The sequence below is a fragment of the Acinetobacter sp. 231_lipA genome (genome assembly GCF_058243005.1).
Window position 1 is genome coordinate 1,838,882 of sequence record NZ_JBZAYU010000001.1, and the last position, 18,178, is coordinate 1,857,059.

16 protein-coding genes are annotated in these 18,178 nt (G+C 41.6%); 10 read left to right on the top strand and 6 right to left on the bottom strand.

The window, feature by feature from the left end; genetic code table 11:
- Positions 1 to 78: 78 nt before the first annotated feature.
- A complete protein-coding gene (locus AC4CUX_RS09040) occupies positions 79 to 351 on the top strand; it encodes a hypothetical protein (RefSeq protein ID WP_005400961.1) in 273 nt (90 codons plus the stop codon).
- Between the two features lie 57 nt (positions 352 to 408).
- On the opposite strand, the gene AC4CUX_RS09045 is transcribed toward AC4CUX_RS09040, so the two are convergent.
- Positions 409 to 1,107 carry a YidX family protein gene (locus AC4CUX_RS09045; RefSeq protein ID WP_279689930.1) on the bottom strand — a complete coding sequence of 233 codons (699 nt, stop codon included), beginning with the start codon at positions 1,105 to 1,107 and terminating at the stop codon, positions 409 to 411.
- A gap of 284 nt (positions 1,108 to 1,391) precedes the next feature.
- Between AC4CUX_RS09045 and tehB the strand changes: the two genes are divergently transcribed.
- A complete protein-coding gene (gene tehB / locus AC4CUX_RS09050; protein ID WP_279689928.1) occupies positions 1,392 to 2,264 on the top strand; it encodes an SAM-dependent methyltransferase TehB in 873 nt (290 codons plus the stop codon).
- Between the two features lie 85 nt (positions 2,265 to 2,349).
- Entirely contained in the window at positions 2,350 to 3,375 is a 1,026-nt protein-coding gene (locus AC4CUX_RS09055; protein ID WP_010326927.1) for an IS30-like element ISAba125 family transposase, read from the top strand.
- A 31-nt stretch (positions 3,376 to 3,406) separates the two neighbouring features.
- On the opposite strand, the gene AC4CUX_RS09060 is transcribed toward AC4CUX_RS09055, so the two are convergent.
- From AC4CUX_RS09060 to fadB, 3 genes are all read right to left on the bottom strand, one after another.
- Entirely contained in the window at positions 3,407 to 5,122 is a 1,716-nt protein-coding gene (locus AC4CUX_RS09060) for an AIPR family protein (protein ID WP_490792347.1), read from the bottom strand.
- Between the two features lie 85 nt (positions 5,123 to 5,207).
- The gene (gene fadA / locus AC4CUX_RS09065) at positions 5,208 to 6,380 is read right to left on the bottom strand and encodes an acetyl-CoA C-acyltransferase FadA (protein ID WP_201953359.1); all 1,173 of its coding nucleotides are present in this window, start codon (positions 6,378 to 6,380) and stop codon (positions 5,208 to 5,210) included.
- A gap of 12 nt (positions 6,381 to 6,392) precedes the next feature.
- A complete protein-coding gene (gene fadB, locus AC4CUX_RS09070; protein ID WP_005400956.1) occupies positions 6,393 to 8,546 on the bottom strand; it encodes a fatty acid oxidation complex subunit alpha FadB in 2,154 nt (717 codons plus the stop codon).
- Positions 8,547 to 9,026: 480 nt separating this feature from the next.
- On the opposite strand from fadB, the gene lpxO reads away from it, so the two are divergent.
- The 6 genes from lpxO (at position 9,027) to pgsA (ending at position 14,631) form a co-directional block, all read left to right on the top strand.
- Positions 9,027 to 9,941 carry a lipid A hydroxylase LpxO gene (lpxO, locus tag AC4CUX_RS09075; protein ID WP_005400954.1) on the top strand — a complete coding sequence of 305 codons (915 nt, stop codon included), beginning with the start codon at positions 9,027 to 9,029 and terminating at the stop codon, positions 9,939 to 9,941.
- Between the two features lie 218 nt (positions 9,942 to 10,159).
- A complete protein-coding gene (locus AC4CUX_RS09080; RefSeq protein ID WP_004692733.1) occupies positions 10,160 to 10,567 on the top strand; it encodes a PH domain-containing protein in 408 nt (135 codons plus the stop codon).
- 156 nt (positions 10,568 to 10,723) lie between these two features.
- On the top strand, positions 10,724 to 11,068 hold the full coding sequence (locus AC4CUX_RS09085) for a DUF2185 domain-containing protein (protein ID WP_004692732.1): 345 nt from the start codon (positions 10,724 to 10,726) through the stop codon (positions 11,066 to 11,068).
- 161 nt (positions 11,069 to 11,229) lie between these two features.
- Entirely contained in the window at positions 11,230 to 13,029 is a 1,800-nt protein-coding gene (uvrC, locus tag AC4CUX_RS09090) for an excinuclease ABC subunit UvrC (protein WP_005400952.1), read from the top strand.
- 113 nt (positions 13,030 to 13,142) lie between these two features.
- On the top strand, positions 13,143 to 13,937 hold the full coding sequence (locus tag AC4CUX_RS09095) for a thioesterase family protein (protein WP_178928553.1): 795 nt from the start codon (positions 13,143 to 13,145) through the stop codon (positions 13,935 to 13,937).
- A gap of 106 nt (positions 13,938 to 14,043) precedes the next feature.
- The gene (gene pgsA, locus AC4CUX_RS09100) at positions 14,044 to 14,631 is read left to right on the top strand and encodes a CDP-diacylglycerol--glycerol-3-phosphate 3-phosphatidyltransferase (protein WP_004692729.1); all 588 of its coding nucleotides are present in this window, start codon (positions 14,044 to 14,046) and stop codon (positions 14,629 to 14,631) included.
- 50 nt (positions 14,632 to 14,681) lie between these two features.
- Here pgsA and AC4CUX_RS09105 read toward each other — a convergent pair whose 3' ends face one another.
- Complete coding sequence (locus AC4CUX_RS09105; RefSeq protein ID WP_201953362.1) at positions 14,682 to 16,484, bottom strand: ABC transporter ATP-binding protein; 1,803 nt, start codon at positions 16,482 to 16,484, stop codon at positions 14,682 to 14,684.
- Between the two features lie 128 nt (positions 16,485 to 16,612).
- On the opposite strand from AC4CUX_RS09105, the gene AC4CUX_RS09110 reads away from it, so the two are divergent.
- Entirely contained in the window at positions 16,613 to 17,245 is a 633-nt protein-coding gene (locus tag AC4CUX_RS09110) for an alpha-ketoglutarate-dependent dioxygenase AlkB family protein (RefSeq protein ID WP_201953365.1), read from the top strand.
- 6 nt (positions 17,246 to 17,251) lie between these two features.
- On the opposite strand, the gene AC4CUX_RS09115 is transcribed toward AC4CUX_RS09110, so the two are convergent.
- Positions 17,252 to 18,022: an IclR family transcriptional regulator gene (locus AC4CUX_RS09115; protein WP_004692725.1), complete on the bottom strand. Its 771-nt coding sequence runs from the start codon at positions 18,020 to 18,022 to the stop codon at positions 17,252 to 17,254.
- Positions 18,023 to 18,178 lie beyond the last annotated feature (156 nt).

An 18,178-nucleotide genomic window follows, 5' to 3' on the forward strand; every position in this document is an offset into this window, starting at 1 on the left:
GTCATCTGTTGTTCAAAATTGGCTGCTAGAGTAAAAGCATCACAACGATGACGACTTTTCAGTGCAGGCAGGTGAGTCATGAGAACCATACACGTTTTTGATGATATTCAGCATGTGTATAGTGAGTTTGTAGAAAATAAAAACTATCCAAAATTAGAACGCTTAAGCAACTGGGGGAAGAATCGTTTTTTCTTCAACCAATATTTCAAAATGATCGAAGACTGGCACCACACCGAACAAATCGTGATTCAGTTTAACCAACAGTATTTCAGTCTAGATACGGGCAGCGCGCCTGACTTTATGGACAAAGAAAAGTATATGGCTTGGTTGATGGGCGAGCTCTTAATTTAAATCCTTCACAAAACAGTACAGCGCCCGATTCGTTCTAGGCGCTGTACTTTTATTGTCTTAATCAAAAATTTTATCAGCTGCTTGAAACGGCAGGCTGACCACATCAATTGCGACGGCAAAAGGCAGTAACACTAATTTTTCAAAAGGATTCATACCCGACTTCGCTTTATAACTTTCCTCTTGATGGGTATAAATGCTCACCTGATAAGGCTTACTCAAGGCTTTTAAGGAGGCTAAATTGTTCGCCGCAGGGTAAACCACACCTGCCAGTTTGATCTCGAAACAGAAACGTTGTGCAAACATGCGTTCATCACTGGAACTTGAACATTCCTTCGCGCCATTTTCAATAAAAAACTCCAGATCTTTCTTACTGATGTCTTCTTTTAGTTTCACATAAGACAGTGGTAGTGTTCCTGTAAAATGACCATCATTCTTTTCTGAATAGAAACTTAGTTCTCGGGTCACTTGAATATTTTTCGGGTCCAGTTTCCCAATCAAGCTGACAAATTGAGGCCCACCTTGGGTCAATACATAACTTTTTTGTTGCCCTGCAATCACTAAACTATGCGCAGGTAAATTCGGCAGAGGCTGAGCAGGTTTACCAAAAGCCACCACTTGGTCTTCGATCAAGGTGGCTTTGTTGGTACGGGTATAGGTTTTATTGTCTTTGGTCATCAGGGTTTTGGTGGCACAGCCTGTGAATAATGTTCCCATGACGCCTAAGCAAATGATAGTTTTTAAAGGTGATGCAAACATCGATAGACTCCGAATCATTTGAAATATAGTTAAGCTGAATTTTTATTGTCTTTAAGCCTATCATTAAAATGTTCAAAAAGGCGTCAAAGCTCAAAAGTTTAAAGTCATGAAAGTTCTATGAGTCGCTCAATGCTGTGGAGCAACAGATTTTATTTCTTACACATCTGTAGTTTTTAGTCACTGAATGAATGTTCATTTGAGTCTGAACTGGCTATGATCATACAAGCGTTCAATAATAAAAGATGGACTGGCGAATACGTCATAACAAAGGTGGGAATCGGCTGATGCAAGACTTGATTTTTTATAAAGAACTTCCTGTATGGACTGCGCAGACCATTCCACAAGGGTTTAAAAATCAACACAATACCAAAGCAGGCACGTGGGCAAAGTTAAAGATTTTTCAAGGTGAGCTGAGTTTTGCTTTTCTAGATGAGGCAGGTCAAGTGCAATCTGAGCATCTATTTACCCCTCAGCAACAGCCACCATTTATTCAGCCTCAAGCATGGCACAAAATTGTTTCGACCAGCGATGACATAGAGTGTCAGTTGCAATTTTACTGTACCCCGCAGGATTATTTTTATAAGAAATATCAGCTTTCACCTACGCACTCAGAAATTTTGGCGGCTACGCCGTATTTACACGGTGGTCGGGCTTTGGATATCGGCTGTGGGCAGGGGCGAAATTCGCTGTATTTAAGCCAGCAAGGCTTTGAGGTGGATGCTTGGGATGTGAATCCGCAAAGTTTGCAAAAACTACAGCAGATTATAGATGCCGAAGGTATTCAAAAGATTTATCTGCAACAGCGTGACCTCAATGCTGACCCAAGCATTACAGGTACATACGACTTTATTTGCTGTACGGTGGTGATGATGTTTTTAGAAGCGCCAACTGTGAAACCATTGATTGCGCAGATGCAGCAAGCCACAAATGTAAATGGATTTAACTTGATTGTCTGTGCGATGGATACCGATGCTATTCCTGTGCAGGCTGACTTTCCATTTGCTTTTAAAGCAGGCGAGTTAAGTGCGCTATACGATGGCTGGAACATTGTGAAATACAATGAAAATGTAGGTGAGTTACATCGGGTCGATAAGCAGGGTAATCGGATTAAGCAGCATTTTGCGACGTTATTGGCGCAGCGGGTTGATGATTTTTAATGTTTTAATGCGCTCGAAAATGAAAAGGGAGGGCAGAGTAAAACTTGAAGTGCGACATAAACCACCTAATTAATTTAAAGGGTTTATGGAGTATATAAAATTGTCATACCATCATCTTAACTTTGAAGATCGTACTGCATTAATGCTTGAGTCAAGAAAAGAAGGCTTTTCAGCCAGAAAATTTGCTGAACTTATTAAAAGACATCCTAGTACGATCTATCGTGAGCTTAAAAGAAATAGCATCAATGACGTTTATCAAGCTCGATATGCTTCTGATAACACTTTTGCTAGACGTAGACGTGGTCACAGAAAACTCAAAATCGATTCAATCCTCTGGAAATTTATTGTTGAAGCGATCCGTTGTTTATGGTCTCCTCAGCAAATAGCAAAGCGTTTAAAGACATTTCCTGATTTGGATCAAACAATGAATGTAAGCCATACAACGATTTATTCAACGATACGCGCATTACCCAAGGGTGAGTTGAAAAAAGACTTATTATCCTGTCTGCGTCATGAAAATAAAAAGCGAAAAGCTAACGGTGAACCTAAAAAAGATTCTATATTACAGGATATTAAAACTATTCATGAGCGCCCAGCCGAAGTTCAAGAAAGAAAAATACCGGGTCATTGGGAAGCTGATTTAATTAAAGGTAAAGACAATAAAAGTTCGATAGCAACACTTATTGAACGAAATACACGGCTCTGTATCTTGGCAACATTACCTGATGCAAAGGCAGAATCAGTGCGCAAGGCTTTAACTGAAGCTCTGAAATATTTACCTGCAGAACTGCGTAAAACGTTGACCTATGACCGTGGACGCGAGATGGCAGAACATAAAATACTTGAAGAAGATTTAGGCATAGATGTATATTTCTGTGACCCACATTCACCCTGGCAAAAAGGCACATGCGAAAATATGAATGGTTTAATTAGGCAATATTTACCTAAAGGGATTGATTTAAATCAGGCAGATCAGCATTATTTAAATCAAGTTGCCATGTCACTGAATACTCGTCCTAGAAAAGCGTTAGATTGGCTTACACCATTAGAGAAATTTGCTCAGCTTGTTGATTATCATAAGACTTTTCAAACTGTCGCACCTCATGTTTGAATTCGCCGAGTTTTACCTCCCTTTGTACGGATTAAGTATTGTCTTTAAGGGCAGTTAGAATCTGTTCGGTCATCTTTTTCGATTTTAATGCTTCCTTATCTTCTATCTTGGCTCCTGATAGTTCAATTATATTGATAGCTTTTTTAAACACATTCTTACATAAAGCCTCTTCCAATAGGATTTTAATAATAGGATTGCAATATTTTTCAACCTTATTGTGACTATTTAAAGGAGGGAAGTTTTCTTTGGAAGCTAGTAAAGGGAATAACATAATTATGTAAAATTTAACTTTTTTAAATTTTTTATCAATTTCATTACTTGCGAATAACGTATCCAACTTATAAAAGATTAATCCTGCCAAATAATAAGACGCGAATTGATGGTCATTTTCAAAAAGTTTAGATTTTTTGTTTCCTATTTCTTTTGCAATTTGCCCAAAGTATGTTGTAACGAGATGTGGATCTTGGCGGAAAATTGAAGAAAAAGATTTAATTTGATTTGAAACACTTATGATTCTTTTTTTGACAACACTTGAATCATTATTGTATTGATTAACACGTCGCTCATAATATAATCTGCCATCACCTTCCATAGCATTATAATAATGCTCCAAGTTTTTTTGAAAATCAGTCATTGCTGATAATTGTTCTTTTTTTACAGCCGTTTGACTATTTGTTGAAACAGTGATTTTAGATTTTATATCATCATCAGTTGTTACTATTAATTTTATTGGGATATTCATATTGGATAAAGTATCTAATATTCTATTTTGATATAAAATATTACTGGTTTGGCATCCATTAACAATTTGAAAATCAAATAAAGTACATTTGTCACCAGAAATTTTTATTTCATTAGCAACAATAGTTACCCCATTATTAAGTACACTAAATAAATGAGGATTATCAGATTTTAAAGTTTCCTCAATTTTTAAGTTAACGGCATTTAACCCTTGAAAATCTCTGACGTTATCTTCAAATACATTTTGAATATTATCATTTTGGTCAATAATTAATTTTTTAAATTCAGAAAATTGCAAGAAACCATAGTAAGATTCATCAATTCCTAGAGTTTCTGGTAATGTAATTTTATTGGGGAATTGAATGGTACAGGATAAAGGAGTTTTTGTTTTTCTATATAATTTTCCTAAATCATTTGCTCCATGAATAATAAAATCAATATTTTCAAATAAGTTTAATTGCTCAAGATGCTGCCTATTTACTTTGATACATGCTCGGATATTTGTATCCTCAATCACAGTTGTACTTGTTGTAATATAGATGATTTTACATGATGGATTTTGCTTAAAGTCTGATGCCAAAGTGAAAATATAATCTGAGATTTCTGATAGCTTTTTAATATCTTCATTTCTAACGAGCTTATGTTCTTCTGAGAAAAAATCATACACGCCATTATAAAACTGAAGCATTTCACTGGTATCAATAGTTGATGATGTTTTTGATTGAATAAATATATATTTAACATCTAAATAACCATTTTGTGCAAGAAGATCATCTATTTCGTTAAGTTCTTCAATTAAATGTCCATTGACAATAATAGCTAATCCATCGATACCTGTATCATTTCCTGATCCAATAGAAATAGAGTCAATATCGAAACTTTTATTATATTCATTACTTAAAATAGAATAATTTACAAATTTCTCAAAATTTGAACTTTCGTCCTTGTTAACTATTTCTTGTGTTTTAAGAAAGTCATTTAGTAAGGTTTTTGTGATACGGTCCATATAGTGATTTAATATCATGCAGTTAGTTGGATAATATAAAAAATCCCCGCATTTAGCGAGGATTTTTATACATCAAATTAGGGTATTAAACACGTTCGATAATGGTCGCGATACCTTGACCCAAACCGATACACATGGTCGCAAGACCAATTTGCGTATCTTGCTGTTCCATCACGTTCAACAGCGTCGTGGTAATACGTGAACCAGAACAGCCCAATGGGTGACCCAGTGCAATCGCGCCACCATTTAAGTTAATGATGTCTTGCTTCTCATAAACACCTAAGCCCTTCATTACTGATAAGCCTTGTGCAGCAAACGCTTCGTTTAACTCGATGGTTTGGATATCCGCCATGCTTAAACCAGCACGTTTAAGCGCTTTTTGAGTTGCAGGTACAGGACCATAACCCATGATTGCAGCGTCACAGCCTGCAACCGCCATAGAGCGAATCACAGCACGAGGCTTAAGACCTAAAGCTTGAGCACGTTCAGCAGACATCAACAACATTGCAGATGCACCATCAGACAAAGCTGAAGAAGTCGCAGCTGTTACTGTACCGCCTTTCGGGTCAAATACAGGACGTAAACCTTTGAATGCTTCAAGGTTTGCATCTGGACGAATCACTTCGTCGATGTCGCACAGGATTTTGAAGCCATTCGCATCATGACCTTCAACACCTACGATTTCATTTTTGAAACGGCCTTCTTGCGTTGCAGCCCAAGCGCGGCGGTGAGACTCAACACCGAACGCATCTTGTTCTTCACGTGAAATGCCGTTCATACGACCTAACATTTCAGCCGTTAAGCCCATCATGTTAGACGCTTTTGCATAGTGCTTAGACGCTTCTGGGTTCAGGTCGATGCCGTGCATCATCCCTACGTGACCCATGTGCTCTACACCACCGATGATGAAGATATCACCTTGGTTGGTTGCAATCTGTGCAGCAGCGGTGTGAAGCGCTTGCATAGATGAACCACAAAGACGGTTAACCGTTTGACCTGCCACAGTTTTTGGAAGGTCAGCCAATAAACCAATGTTACGGCCAATGTTCATCCCTTGTTCTAGAGTCTGGTTTACACAGCCCCAGATCAGGTCTTCAACTTCATTGGTGTCAAACTGGTTACGAGCAACTAAAGCACGAACCAATTCAGCCGATAAGCTGTCAGCACGTACATTGCGGAACATACCGTTTTTGGTTTTACCCATTGCTGAACGTACGCCATCAACGATGACAACGTCACGTGGATTTAAAGTAGCCATTCACGTTGCTCCTTAACCGTAGAATTTTTTGTTGTTAGCAGCCATGTCACGCAACATTTGTGGCGCTTCATAAGCCTTACCTAAGTGTGCGTATTTGTCGCAAAGTGCAACGTATTCAGCAACACCTGTTTGGTCGATGTAACGGCATGGACCACCACGGAATGGAGGGAAACCTACACCCATAATCATCGCCATGTCTGCTTCAGAAGCAGTCGCTACGATGTTGTCTTCTAGGCAGCGAACAGTTTCGTTACAGAAAGCAAGCATCATACGGTCAATGATTTCTTGAGCATCAAACTCGCGTTTTTCTGCAGTTGCCACAGTAGCAACAAGCTCATACGCAGTTGGATCAACCACTTTGGCTTTTTTGCCTTTACGGTCAAGTTCATATTTGTAGAAACCAACGTCGTTCTTTTGACCCAAACGTTTGTTTTCGTACATGATTTCGATTGAACCTTTGAAGTCTGGCTTCATACGGTCAGGGAAACCTTCAGCCATGACTTCTGCACCGTGAACGCCCGTGTCGATACCCACCACGTCGATCAAGTAAGCAGGACCCATAGGCCAGCCGAATTTTTCCATGACTTTGTCGACTTGTTGGAAGTCAGCACCGTCTTTCAATAGAAGGTCAAATGCACCAAAGTAAGGGAACAATACGCGGTTTACAAGGAAACCCGGGCAGTCGTTCACAACGATTGGTGTTTTACCCATTTTCTGAGCAAGAACTACAGTGGTCGCAATCGCTTCAGCAGAAGTTTTCTCACCACGGATCACTTCAACCAATGGCATCATGTGTACTGGGTTAAAGAAGTGCATACCGACAAAGTTTTCAGGACGTTGTAGGTTTTCAGCTAAACGTGTGATTGAAATGGTTGAAGTATTTGAAGCAATGATCGTGTTGTCACGAACATTCTTCTCAGTTTCAGCAAGTACAATGCCTTTTACTTTTGGATTTTCAGTCACCGCTTCAATCACGATGTCCACTTCTTTAAACTCGTCATAGCTTAAAGTTGGACGGATGCGCGCAAGAGTTTCACCCATTTGAGCAGGTTTCATCTTCTTACGTTCAACTTGTTTGGTCAGTAAGCCATTGGCTTCTTTCATACCCAAAGCAAGTTGTGGATTACCAATGTCTTTCATGATGATTGGTGTGCCTTTGCTTGCCGCTTGGTAAGCAATACCACCACCCATGATACCCGCGCCTAGAACAGCCGCTTGGTTTACAGGGTGCGCACCTTTTTCATATTTCTTCGAAGTTTTCTTCACTACTTGGTCATTGATGAATAGACCAATTAATGCACCTGCTTGTGGTGTAATCGCTGCTTTTGCAAAACCAGCTGCTTCAGCTTGCAGTGCTTCATTACGTGGAAGGCTTGCACCGGCTTGTAATGAGTCAAGAAGAAGTTTAGGCGCAGGGTATTGAGCAGGATTTGCTTTTGCAAGTACCGCACCTTTCGCCGAGTTGAACGCCATCATTTGTTCGATTGGGTTCAATTTAACTGGGTCAAGTTTTTCCTGACGTTTTGCTTTCCAGTCTACACGGCCAGCAAGGGCTTGTTTAACCAAGTCAATTGCAGCGTCTTGTAGTTTATCTGCAGCAACAACCGCATCAACCGCACCGTCTTTCAGTGCAGCAGCTGGTTTTTTAGGATTAGCCATCGCCATCCATTCAACTGCATTGTCGATACCAATTAGACGGCTTAAACGAACCGTACCACCGAAACCAGGGAAGATGCCCAGTTTGATTTCAGGAAGACCGACTTGAGCCGCGTCTGACATCACACGATAGTCACACACTAGACACATTTCAAAGCCACCGCCCAATGCCATACCATTGATCGCTGCAACTTTAGGAATCTCTAAATCTTCAAATGCGTTGAAGATGTCGTGAACAGGCAATGCCCAATCCACAATCGCTTGTTCGCCTTGAGCGAAGTTTGCACCAAATTCAGTAATATCTGCGCCAACGATAAATGTAGATTTAGCCGAAGTAACGATTAAGCCTTTGATGTCACCGTTTGCTTTAACAGCGTCAATTGCAGCTTTGAAATCTTCAATCGTTGCACGGTTAAATTTGTTGACCGACTCACCTTGTAAGTCAAAGCGGAATTCTGCAATTCCGTCCGAAAGCATTTGGACGGTAATGGCATTGCCAGCGTGGATCATGCCTGATCTCCTTTATTTTGGAGGACTTCTAAGTTGATGTTGTGAAGCGAGTACGTCATTCCTACGTACATCTATGCTCCGCCAATCTTACGATAACTATATCGAAAAAGAACATAACAAGTTGTATCAAGCCGTGACGCAAGGGTCATCTATTTTTATTCAATTATTTCGTGTGCTTGCGTGATGTATTTTTGAATGATGCGACCTAAATAGAGTGAAGTTTTTGTTTCATTTAGGATTTTTTATGGATGAGTGCTCAAAAAATGATTAGACAGCGCCCTTATGTTTCAAGTCAACCTTTGTGCCGATTTTGGCAATTTAGTCAATGCTACACTTGCAGGTAAACCCAAACAGAATGAAAACTTGTGATGAAAAGCTGGAAATAGGACGTACTTTGCAGCCTATGTTACAATTTGCAGTCTAGACCGCATACCGGTCTTTTTCTGTTATTTCGTTTTTCTTTGGTTTCCAGGTTTTCATATGATTAAGTGGATCATTCTGGCGATTTTTATTCTTTCTGCACTTTATATTCAGCAACGTGGGAAGGTTCGTCACTCGTTTTATCGTCAATTTTTCGATCACTCAACGATTCTTGCGCCGATTAACTACCTCATGTACATGTTTTCAAAGGTACCGAATCAGCCGTATATCGACACTCAGCATTTTCAAGACTTAAAAGTGTTGGATGAAAACTGGGAAATGATTCGTGATGAAGCAAAAGCTTTATATGAAAAAGGCGGAATTAAAGCATCGAGCAGTTATGATGACTTAGGGTTTAATTCCTTTTTCAAAACGGGTTGGAAGCGTTTTTATCTGAAATGGTATGACTCTGCGCATCCGTCAGCTGCTGAGCTTTGTCCAAAAACCACAGCCTTGCTGAAAACCTTGCCGACCATTAAAGCCGCGATGTTTACCGAACTGGCACCAGACAGCCGTTTGGTTCGTCACCGTGACCCTTATGCGGGTTCATTACGTTATCACTTGGGGCTGATCACACCGAACGATGACCGCTGCTTTATTGATGTGGATGGTCAGCGCTATTCATGGCGCGATGGTGAAAGTGTAGTCTTTGATGAAACCTATATTCACTATGCAGAAAATAAGACCGATCAAAACCGCATTATTTTCTTTGCCGATGTCGAGCGTCCTTTAAAAACACGTTTTATGGAACGTTTCAATCACTGGTTTGGTAAAAAAGTGATGACCGCTGCCAGCTCTCCAAATGAAGCTGGGGATCAAACGGGTGGGCTGAATAAAGTCTTTGGTTATGTCTATCAAGTGCGGATCAAAGCCAAAGCTTTGAAGAAAACCAACCGTCAACTGTACTACTTCTTAAAGTGGTTCCTGATGCTCGGAATTTTCTTTTTGATCTTTGTTCAACCTTATGTGTTTTAAAGCACATTAAGCGCCCTGAGGGGCGTTTTTTATTTGGGCAGAAAAGGGGGAAGCCTATCTGCCCTTTTGATTTTTCTATTTATTTCAAGGCTCACAGTGGATTCGAACCACGTATGGCTTTATGCTTTATCCAGTTAAAACTAAAAACAACATGAGCGCGTATCTGTGTCATTTTTAAGATCGCAACTTATAACTTAGATAAAGCATGAGGTTTCAAGGTGCAAAAGTTTCGTTCGAAGATGGACTGGTGGTTTTTGGGGTTTATTATTGCCATGTCAGGCCTGTTGGCCCAATTGATTTTGACCACCTATGGCAAAGGCATTTTGATGCAAAATCTTTTGTTCGTTGTGGTCTATGCTTTGACTATTGTTTTGCTGTGGTGGCCGCTGTGGAGTACTCGCTATGTGGTCGATCAGGAGCAACTGACAATTCGCAGTCTCTGTTTTAAATGGATCATTCCCTTGACTGCGATACAGTCTGTTTCTGAAACAGATAATTCCATCAGTTCACCAGCCTTGTCCTTAGATCGTCTAAAGATTGAATACCTGAAACAGGGCCAAACCAAAACCATTTTGGTGTCACCGAAAGACAAAGTAGCGTTTAAAGCTGCGTTAAAATTGTCATAAATACAGTCTTAGGCAAGTTGTATGTTTTACGGGCCTAAGCGAGTGAAAGCCTTGCTCAAAAATGCGGTGAGGACTAAAGTAAAATAAACTTGAGTCCTGTTCACCCCTACAAACCTCCATTTGCAAAACGTCTACTTGCCGTTGAAGGATATTCTTATGAAGTCGTATCAATTGAGTCCGACACAAATTCAAACTTTAGTACCGCATATGGGAAGTTGTATCGCTTCAGATATGATTACGGTGCAAGGCCTAAAAGTAGCCTACATGTACCGTGAAGAAGCACAATCTAGTGAGGAAAGTGGTTGGGTTTTTTTATCGGGTGAAGAAGGAGATGACTATATTGAAGACCCTGAAAATTTAGGTTTTTATGAGGTCAATGTGATTGCCAACTATGATACGGACATCATTGCTCACTTAAATGCGCCTGCGGGAAGTCACTTTGCCCGCAATGAGCAAGGTGTGTTTGAACGGATCGATTTTGAAGCGATGGATCTGGAATAAGCCTTCAACCTCAGCATCAACGTCTTTTACTAGCCAGACTAGCTTTGAAATGCACTTGTCATGTGCTTGAAATGCGTCAGACATGCCCAATCTAAAAGACAGATCAAAGGCTAAGCCTACGCAAAACAGTTGACGGCGAGCCGAGAAAATTAGGGAACCCTGTGAACGAAAACGCACGAGAACATATCGAAAAAATTCTAGCTAATATGACCACACTGCCGGGCGTTTATCGCATGCTCGGCAAAGACGGTGAACTACTGTATGTGGGCAAAGCGAAAAATTTAAAAAATCGTGTCTCGAGCTATTTTGTCAAAACCATTGAGCACCCGAAGACCCAAGCTTTGGTGGCGCGTATTTATGACATCGAAACCTTAGTCGTTCGTTCCGAAACTGAAGCGCTCCTGCTTGAACAAAACCTGATTAAGCTGCACCGTCCTCCGTATAACATCATGCTCAGGGACGATAAGTCCTATGTGTATATCTTTGTCTCTGCCGATAAACCTTATCCACGGATTGCATCGGGTCGAGGCAAAGGCAAACACCAAGTTGGAAAGTTTTTTGGACCGTATCCGAGTGCTTATAATGCACGGGATACTTTGTTGGTTTTGCAAAAGCTGTTTAATGTTCGTCAGTGTGAAAATAGCTATTTTTCACAGCGTAAGCGTCCTTGTTTGCAGTATCAAATCAAACGTTGTTCAGCACCGTGTGTGGGACTCATTAGCCCTGAAGAGTATAAAAATGATGTCGATAACTCGATTCGTTTTTTACAAGGGGACACCAAAGAGCTGAATCAAGAACTGATTGCGAAAATGGAGCAAGCGGCCGAAGCCCTAGAGTTTGAAAAAGCGGTGTTTTACCGTGACCGTATGGCGCTGCTGCGGGATGTCCAGTCTCAACAAGCTATTTATAAGCTCAAAGGTGAGGCAGATATTTTAGCGATTGCCTATCAGGCAGGAGTGACCTGTGTGCAGATCATGCATGTGCGCAACGGGAAAATGCTCGGAGGTAAAAGCTACTTCCCAGATATGCTCGGAGATGATTTGGGGCAAATGCTGGCTGACTTCATAGCGAACTTTTATTTCCAAGTGGCAGATGAAGTACCCAGTGAGTTGATTGTAAATGTTGAATTGCCCGATCGAAAAGAACTGGAACAAGCGTTACAACAACAGTTTGATAAGAAAGTACAAATTAAACATAGCGTGCGTGAGACACGTGCAGAGTGGTTAGAGCTGGCACAGATGAATGTGCAGCATGCGATCAAAGGGCAATTGGCCAATCACTTTGAACTGAATGAGCGTTTCCATCAACTTGAACAAGTGGTGGGGCGTCCGATTGATCGGATCGAATGTTTTGACATCTCACATACCATGGGCGAAGAAACCGTTGCTTCGTGTGTGGTGTTCGACAGTGGCGGCATTCGTAAGCGCGATTATCGTCAGTTTTCAATTCAAGACATTACCGCGGGTGATGACTATGCCGCAATGCGTCAAGCGCTGACCCGTCGTTACAAAAAAGCCATGCTGCCTGATTTATTGCTGATTGATGGTGGCAAAGGGCAGTTGCATATGGCGATGGAAGTCATGCAAGAGCTGGGTTTAGAGGCCTTTATGGTCGGGGTGTCAAAAGGTGAAGGGCGTAAACCGGGCCTTGAAACCCTACACTTTACCGATGGAACTAAAATTCAGTTGCCTGAAGATCATAAAGCGTTGCATTTGATACAACAGGTACGTGATGAGGCACATCGGTTTGCGATTACTAAACACAGGGCTAAACGTGATAAAAAACGGGGTTCATCGATTTTGGAAGTGATTCCGGGGTTGGGGCCGAAACGCCGCCGCGATTTGTTGACGCACTTTGGTGGGATTCAAGGGGTGTTGAAAGCCTCCGAAAAAGACTTAACCCTAGTCCCCGGTTTGGGCGAAGTGATGGCCCGTACTATTTATAAAGTTTTGCATGAGTAGAACCGCATCTACTGCGTTGGCAAAAGTGCTCATTGACGCATGGGTCATTGATCATTCACATTGGTTGAATTGTGTTGTAAAGATATGGACGGAATTTAAAACAAGGATGCCACATGTCACTTCAACACAGTTATCAAGCTTTAGCAGAACAAGAATGGATTGATATTCCTACAGGTTGGTTACAGGGACGCACGATCTATGGGGGACTGGTCGCAGGTTTAATGATGCAAAAAGCATTGTTGACTCTTGCCGATGACACGAAGCATTTACTCAGTTGTAGCGTGACTTTTGTTGGCCCAGTACAACAGGCCAAAGTTCGTTTAACCAGCGAGATTTTACGTCAAGGTAAGTCGGTTACGACCTTGGAAGTACGTTTATGGCAAGATGATGCAGTTCAAAGTATTTTGGTGGCAAGCTTTGGGACACAGCGTGAATCGAGTATCCATGTGCATCAAGAACCTGTAGCACCAGCGTTTCCATCGGTTGATGGTCTGACAGCAGCACCGCATCATCCGCTTGCGCCTGAGTGCTTTAAGCAGCTAGATATGGTTTGGGTGACAGGGCAGTATCCGTGTACAGCCAGCCCAAAGCCTGACTTTTCTGGCTGGTATCGCTTTAATCCAGACTTACATGAAAATCGAGATATGACCGTAGCCGACCTCATGGTGTCGATGGACATTTGGCCACCAGGGGTGCTACCGATGTTTAAAAGTATGGCACCTGCCAGTTCGCTAACATGGCATTTGACCTATGTGCATCCGCTGAAAAATCAGTTACACGATTGGATGAAGTACCGCGTTGAAACGCAATATGCTGCGGATGGATATTCCACCGAAGCCGCCTATTTGTGGGATGATCAGAATCGTTTAATTGCAATTTCGCGTCAAACAGTTACCGTGTTTGCCTAGTGACACCTTAGGTCAATTCGTATAAAGTGGGCGCTATTAACGATGGATTAAACCTCAAAAAAGTGTGCATTTTCATCGTACATGAGGGAAACAACTGGCGGTGTTTATGACTACAGGTCGCATCCTGAATATTCCTAATATCTTGACCTTGGCGCGTATTGCCTTAATTCCGGTCTTTTTGTTGGTGGCCTATTGGCCCCCTGTAATGGGTATCGCTGAACAAGCGGTAAGTATGTCTCGTCATATTTTGTTGACGTCTATTTTTGTCGTTGCAGCGGTGACAGATTGGTTCGATGGTTATTTGGCGCGGACTTTAAATCAGACCTCTGCATTTGGGCGTTTCTTAGACCCTGTTGCGGATAAATTGATGGTGGCAGCAGCACTGATCGTGTTGGTGCAGTGGAAACCAGAAATTTCGATGGCATTTGCGGCGATTGTAATTATTTCCCGTGAAATTACGGTGTCAGCACTGCGTGAATGGATGGCAGAGTTAGGCGCGCGTACCAATGTAGCCGTGTCTACGGTTGGGAAATATAAAACCGCTTTTCAAATGATTGCGATTACCGTGTTCTTACTGAATTGGCAGCCGCTTGAAATGTTGGCTTATGCATTGTTGTATACCGCGGTAATTTTGACTTTGTGGTCGATGTTTATTTACCTCAAAGCGGCTTGGCCTTACTTAAAACAGCCTTAGTTTAGAGGTCGAGAAGCTCCTGAGGGAGCTTTTTTTGTACCTGAGATTCATTAGCTATGCGTTTCTTCCTCAGTATCATCTTCAAAAGTCTTGGCAATTTTTTCAATATTGAGGCTCTTGGCCATGGCATCAAAAATTTCTTTATAGACTCCATCCTGACGGTACAGCGCTTCATGTTCCCCATGTTCTGCAATACAGCCTTCCTTCATGACATAGGTATAATCGGCATCGATAATTTGTGACAAACTATGCGAAATAATAATCACCGTTCGCCCTTGTTTGATCTCATCGAGGCTCTGTTTAATTTGCTCGCTAGCAATGGCATCGAGGCTGGCAGTTGGTTCATCGAGAAAAATAATAGGTGGATTTTTGAGGAACATCCGTGCCAGTGCAATGCGCTGTTGTTGCCCACCTGAAAGCATCAGTGCATCGGATTGATAAGCTGCGGGTAGCTGCAAAATTTGTTCATGAATAGAGGCTTTTTCTGCGGCAGCATAGACCTCTTCATCACTGGCATTGATTTTTCCATAGCGAATATTGTCTAAAATACTGCCTTGAAAAATGTGATTTTTCTGTAAGACGAGGCCAATGTGATCGCGTAAATAGGCGGTGTCGATGTCTTGTAAATCAATTCCATCGAGCTCAATTTTTCCTGCTTCGGGCTGATAAAATTTATCCAATAAGCTAATTAAAGTGGATTTGCCTGCACCGGATAAACCGACCAAGGCCGTGATTTTGTTGGGTCGAATTTCCATGTTGATTTGTTTTAAAGCATGGTGACCATTCGGATAGAAAAAATCGACATTCTTTAGGCTGAATTTTCCCTGAATGACGGGTTTGAGTGCACCACTCTGCTCGATTTCTTCATCGGCTTCTAAAATTTTAAAAAAACTTTCCGCGTAAATCATCGCATCATTCACTTCATCATAAATACGGTGCAATGAACGAATTGGCGCAGAGACATTATTGAACAATAAAATATGAAACATGATCATGCCAATGCTCATTTTCCCATCGAGTACAAAGTACGCCGTGAGGATGATGATCAGCACAATCCCGATTTGTTCAATAAAGGTCTTTAAGCCATCAAATAAGAAACTGAGCTGACGCGTTTGCATCTGGTTATCGGTCAGTGCTTTTTGCAATTTCAGTTGTTTGGTCGACTCAATGGACTCTCGGTTAAAGGACTTAATCACGCTAATCGACTGGATAATACTGAGAATGCCTTGGCTCTTTTTTTCACGGCCATCACGCAGGTTGCGTCGCCATCCGCCCAGTTTCTTAGCTTGTTGGAAGGTCAGCCAAAAGTAAATTGGGATAATACTGGTCGCCACCAAACCGACGTAGAAGTTGGCATAGTACATCAGCCCCAGCGCCACAATGGCACTGCTAAAAAGTGGCAAAATATCGATAAAAAAGATTTGTACCAGACGGGTGAGTGAGCCAATGCCACGGTCAATTCGCGTTTGTAGCTTACCTGCTTGGTTCTGATCGGCATTAAAAAAGGCCAAACGGTAGCTGAGAAATTTTTCGATAATGCTTTGCGCCAAGTCTTGCGATACCAGAATGCGGAGCTTTTCCCCATAAAACTTTTGACCAAACTGCACCAAGGCACTGATGATTTCTTTACTGAGTAAAATCACAGAAATGGTGATCAAAATATGTAGGCCTTCGGTCAGTCCTTGGCCTTGTTCGACCAGACGGTTGATACTGTCGACGGCGTATTGCAAAGTTAGAGCATTGACCTGCGCGGTGAAGGAGCCAATCAGCGTCAGGATCAAGGTCGCAATCACCAATATCCGATAGGGACGGACAAAGGGGCAAAGCTTTTGAAACAACTGCCAAAGGTTCATACATGCTTCTTTTTATTGTGAAAGTTCACATGAGTGTATGCATAAGGAGGCTAGGCGACAAGCTGTGACTTTGTTTTGATTTGTGTCGTTCTGAATTCAGTTAAACTGTTTGCAAAGGAGGAAAAGTCATGACCTTAGATCTATTTAGTCCTGAACCACAAGCAAACTTGCTCCCATTTGATGGGCAGGTGCAGGACTTGGGCTTGATTTTAACTGCGGAGCAAAGTGCGAAATATTTGGATTATTTTTTAGCACATTTGGCATGGCAACCTGACGAAGTCGTACTGTATGGCAAACGTTATGTCACGGAACGAAAAGTGGTGTGGTATGGCGATGCCGAGTACCAATATCATTATTCAGGTAGTGCCAAGCAAGCACTGTTATGGCATCCCGCTTTGTTTCGTTTAAAACACCATATTGAGCAACTGGTGGGACATCCATTTAACTCATGCTTAGCCAATTTATATGAAAATGGCAACCAAGCCGTGGGCTGGCATAGTGATGATGAGCCTTCACTACGTTCGCCGCAGCAAGAAAATGTGGTGATTGCCTCACTCAGTTTTGGTGCAACCCGTAAGTTTTGCTTTAAGCACAAGTTTAAACCAGAGAAAATCGAGCTGATGTTGCACAGCGGGCAATTGATCGTGATGCGTGGACAGACCCAGCGCTACTGGAAACATGCTTTGATGAAATCCAGTAAAATCACTGAGCCGCGTCTGAATTTAACCTTTCGCTATTTCTATCCAACGCTTCAACGCTAAGTATAATTAAGCTTCAATATTATGCAGCAGATGGCATTTCTGTTCGATCTGTAAGGCACTATGTCTTAATATTTCAACCATTTTTTTCAGATCCACAAATTCAAACCGGTTTTTCGAAGCCAATAAGGTCAGTGCCAACGGTGTATCTTTGGGTGAAAATTTGACTGGTACAGACAGACTGGCAAGGTTGGGGTCAAACTCGCCATTTGAAAAATAGTAGCCCTGTTTCTTAATGGCTTTCATTTTCTGTAAAAATTCATCTTGGCTCGCAGCAAAATTGACTTCGGCCAGCTGAGCCGAAAACTTTTGATAATATTCAATAATTTTAGCTTTGCTGAGCTGTGAAATCACCACTTTAGGCGATGAACCTAAATATACGGGACGTGGGCAACCGCGCCCATAAGAAAATAACTCAAGGTCTTTAAAGACTTCACCATATAGGTCAATACAGTGCTCTGCGTTGAGCTGGGTGAGGATACAGCAAAACTCCGTTCGCTCAACGATGTCTTGCATAAAAGGAATGCTGATTTGTAAGAGTGGGTCTGTGGTTCGAGAGATATAGTCCAACACAGCAATTTGAGAGCCTAAAGTATAGTCGCCGCTGGTTCCACTTAAGCGCTGTAAAAGTCCTGCGGATACCAATTCCTTTAAGTAACGGTAACTGGTGGGCTGTGATAGCCCCAGTTCGGCACTGATGATATCGACATTGATAATCGGGCGTGACACAGAAAAGAGGTCTAAGACAGTGAGAATTTTACCGAAACTTGAAAGTGCCATAAGAACCTACTTAGTCAAAATAAAAGCCATTTGAACGACAGTTACTATATAACAAAAACCCTAGACTCGACATGGCTTTCGTTCTGAGCGCATGGCTTTCGTGGACTTTTATCAGCATTTGTAACGCAATAAAAGGGGTGAAATATGATCTTAAAA

Bases quoted from the DNA above. Each gene is read 5' to 3' on its own strand.
- AC4CUX_RS09040 (WP_005400961.1), top strand. From the start codon at position 79: ATGAGAACCATACACGTTTTTGATGATATTCAGCATGTGTATAGTGAG.
- AC4CUX_RS09045 (WP_279689930.1), bottom strand. From the start codon at position 1,107: ATGTTTGCATCACCTTTAAAAACTATCATTTGCTTAGGCGTCATGGGA.
- tehB (WP_279689928.1), top strand. From the start codon at position 1,392: ATGCAAGACTTGATTTTTTATAAAGAACTTCCTGTATGGACTGCGCAG.
- AC4CUX_RS09055 (WP_010326927.1), top strand. From the start codon at position 2,350: ATGGAGTATATAAAATTGTCATACCATCATCTTAACTTTGAAGATCGT.
- AC4CUX_RS09060 (WP_490792347.1), bottom strand. From the start codon at position 5,122: ATGGACCGTATCACAAAAACCTTACTAAATGACTTTCTTAAAACACAA.
- fadA (WP_201953359.1), bottom strand. From the start codon at position 6,380: ATGGCTACTTTAAATCCACGTGACGTTGTCATCGTTGATGGCGTACGT.
- fadB (WP_005400956.1), bottom strand. From the start codon at position 8,546: ATGATCCACGCTGGCAATGCCATTACCGTCCAAATGCTTTCGGACGGA.
- lpxO (WP_005400954.1), top strand. From the start codon at position 9,027: ATGATTAAGTGGATCATTCTGGCGATTTTTATTCTTTCTGCACTTTAT.
- AC4CUX_RS09085 (WP_004692732.1), top strand. From the start codon at position 10,724: ATGAAGTCGTATCAATTGAGTCCGACACAAATTCAAACTTTAGTACCG.
- AC4CUX_RS09095 (WP_178928553.1), top strand. From the start codon at position 13,143: ATGTCACTTCAACACAGTTATCAAGCTTTAGCAGAACAAGAATGGATT.
- pgsA (WP_004692729.1), top strand. From the start codon at position 14,044: ATGACTACAGGTCGCATCCTGAATATTCCTAATATCTTGACCTTGGCG.
- AC4CUX_RS09105 (WP_201953362.1), bottom strand. From the start codon at position 16,484: ATGAACCTTTGGCAGTTGTTTCAAAAGCTTTGCCCCTTTGTCCGTCCC.
- AC4CUX_RS09110 (WP_201953365.1), top strand. From the start codon at position 16,613: ATGACCTTAGATCTATTTAGTCCTGAACCACAAGCAAACTTGCTCCCA.
- AC4CUX_RS09115 (WP_004692725.1), bottom strand. From the start codon at position 18,022: ATGGCACTTTCAAGTTTCGGTAAAATTCTCACTGTCTTAGACCTCTTT.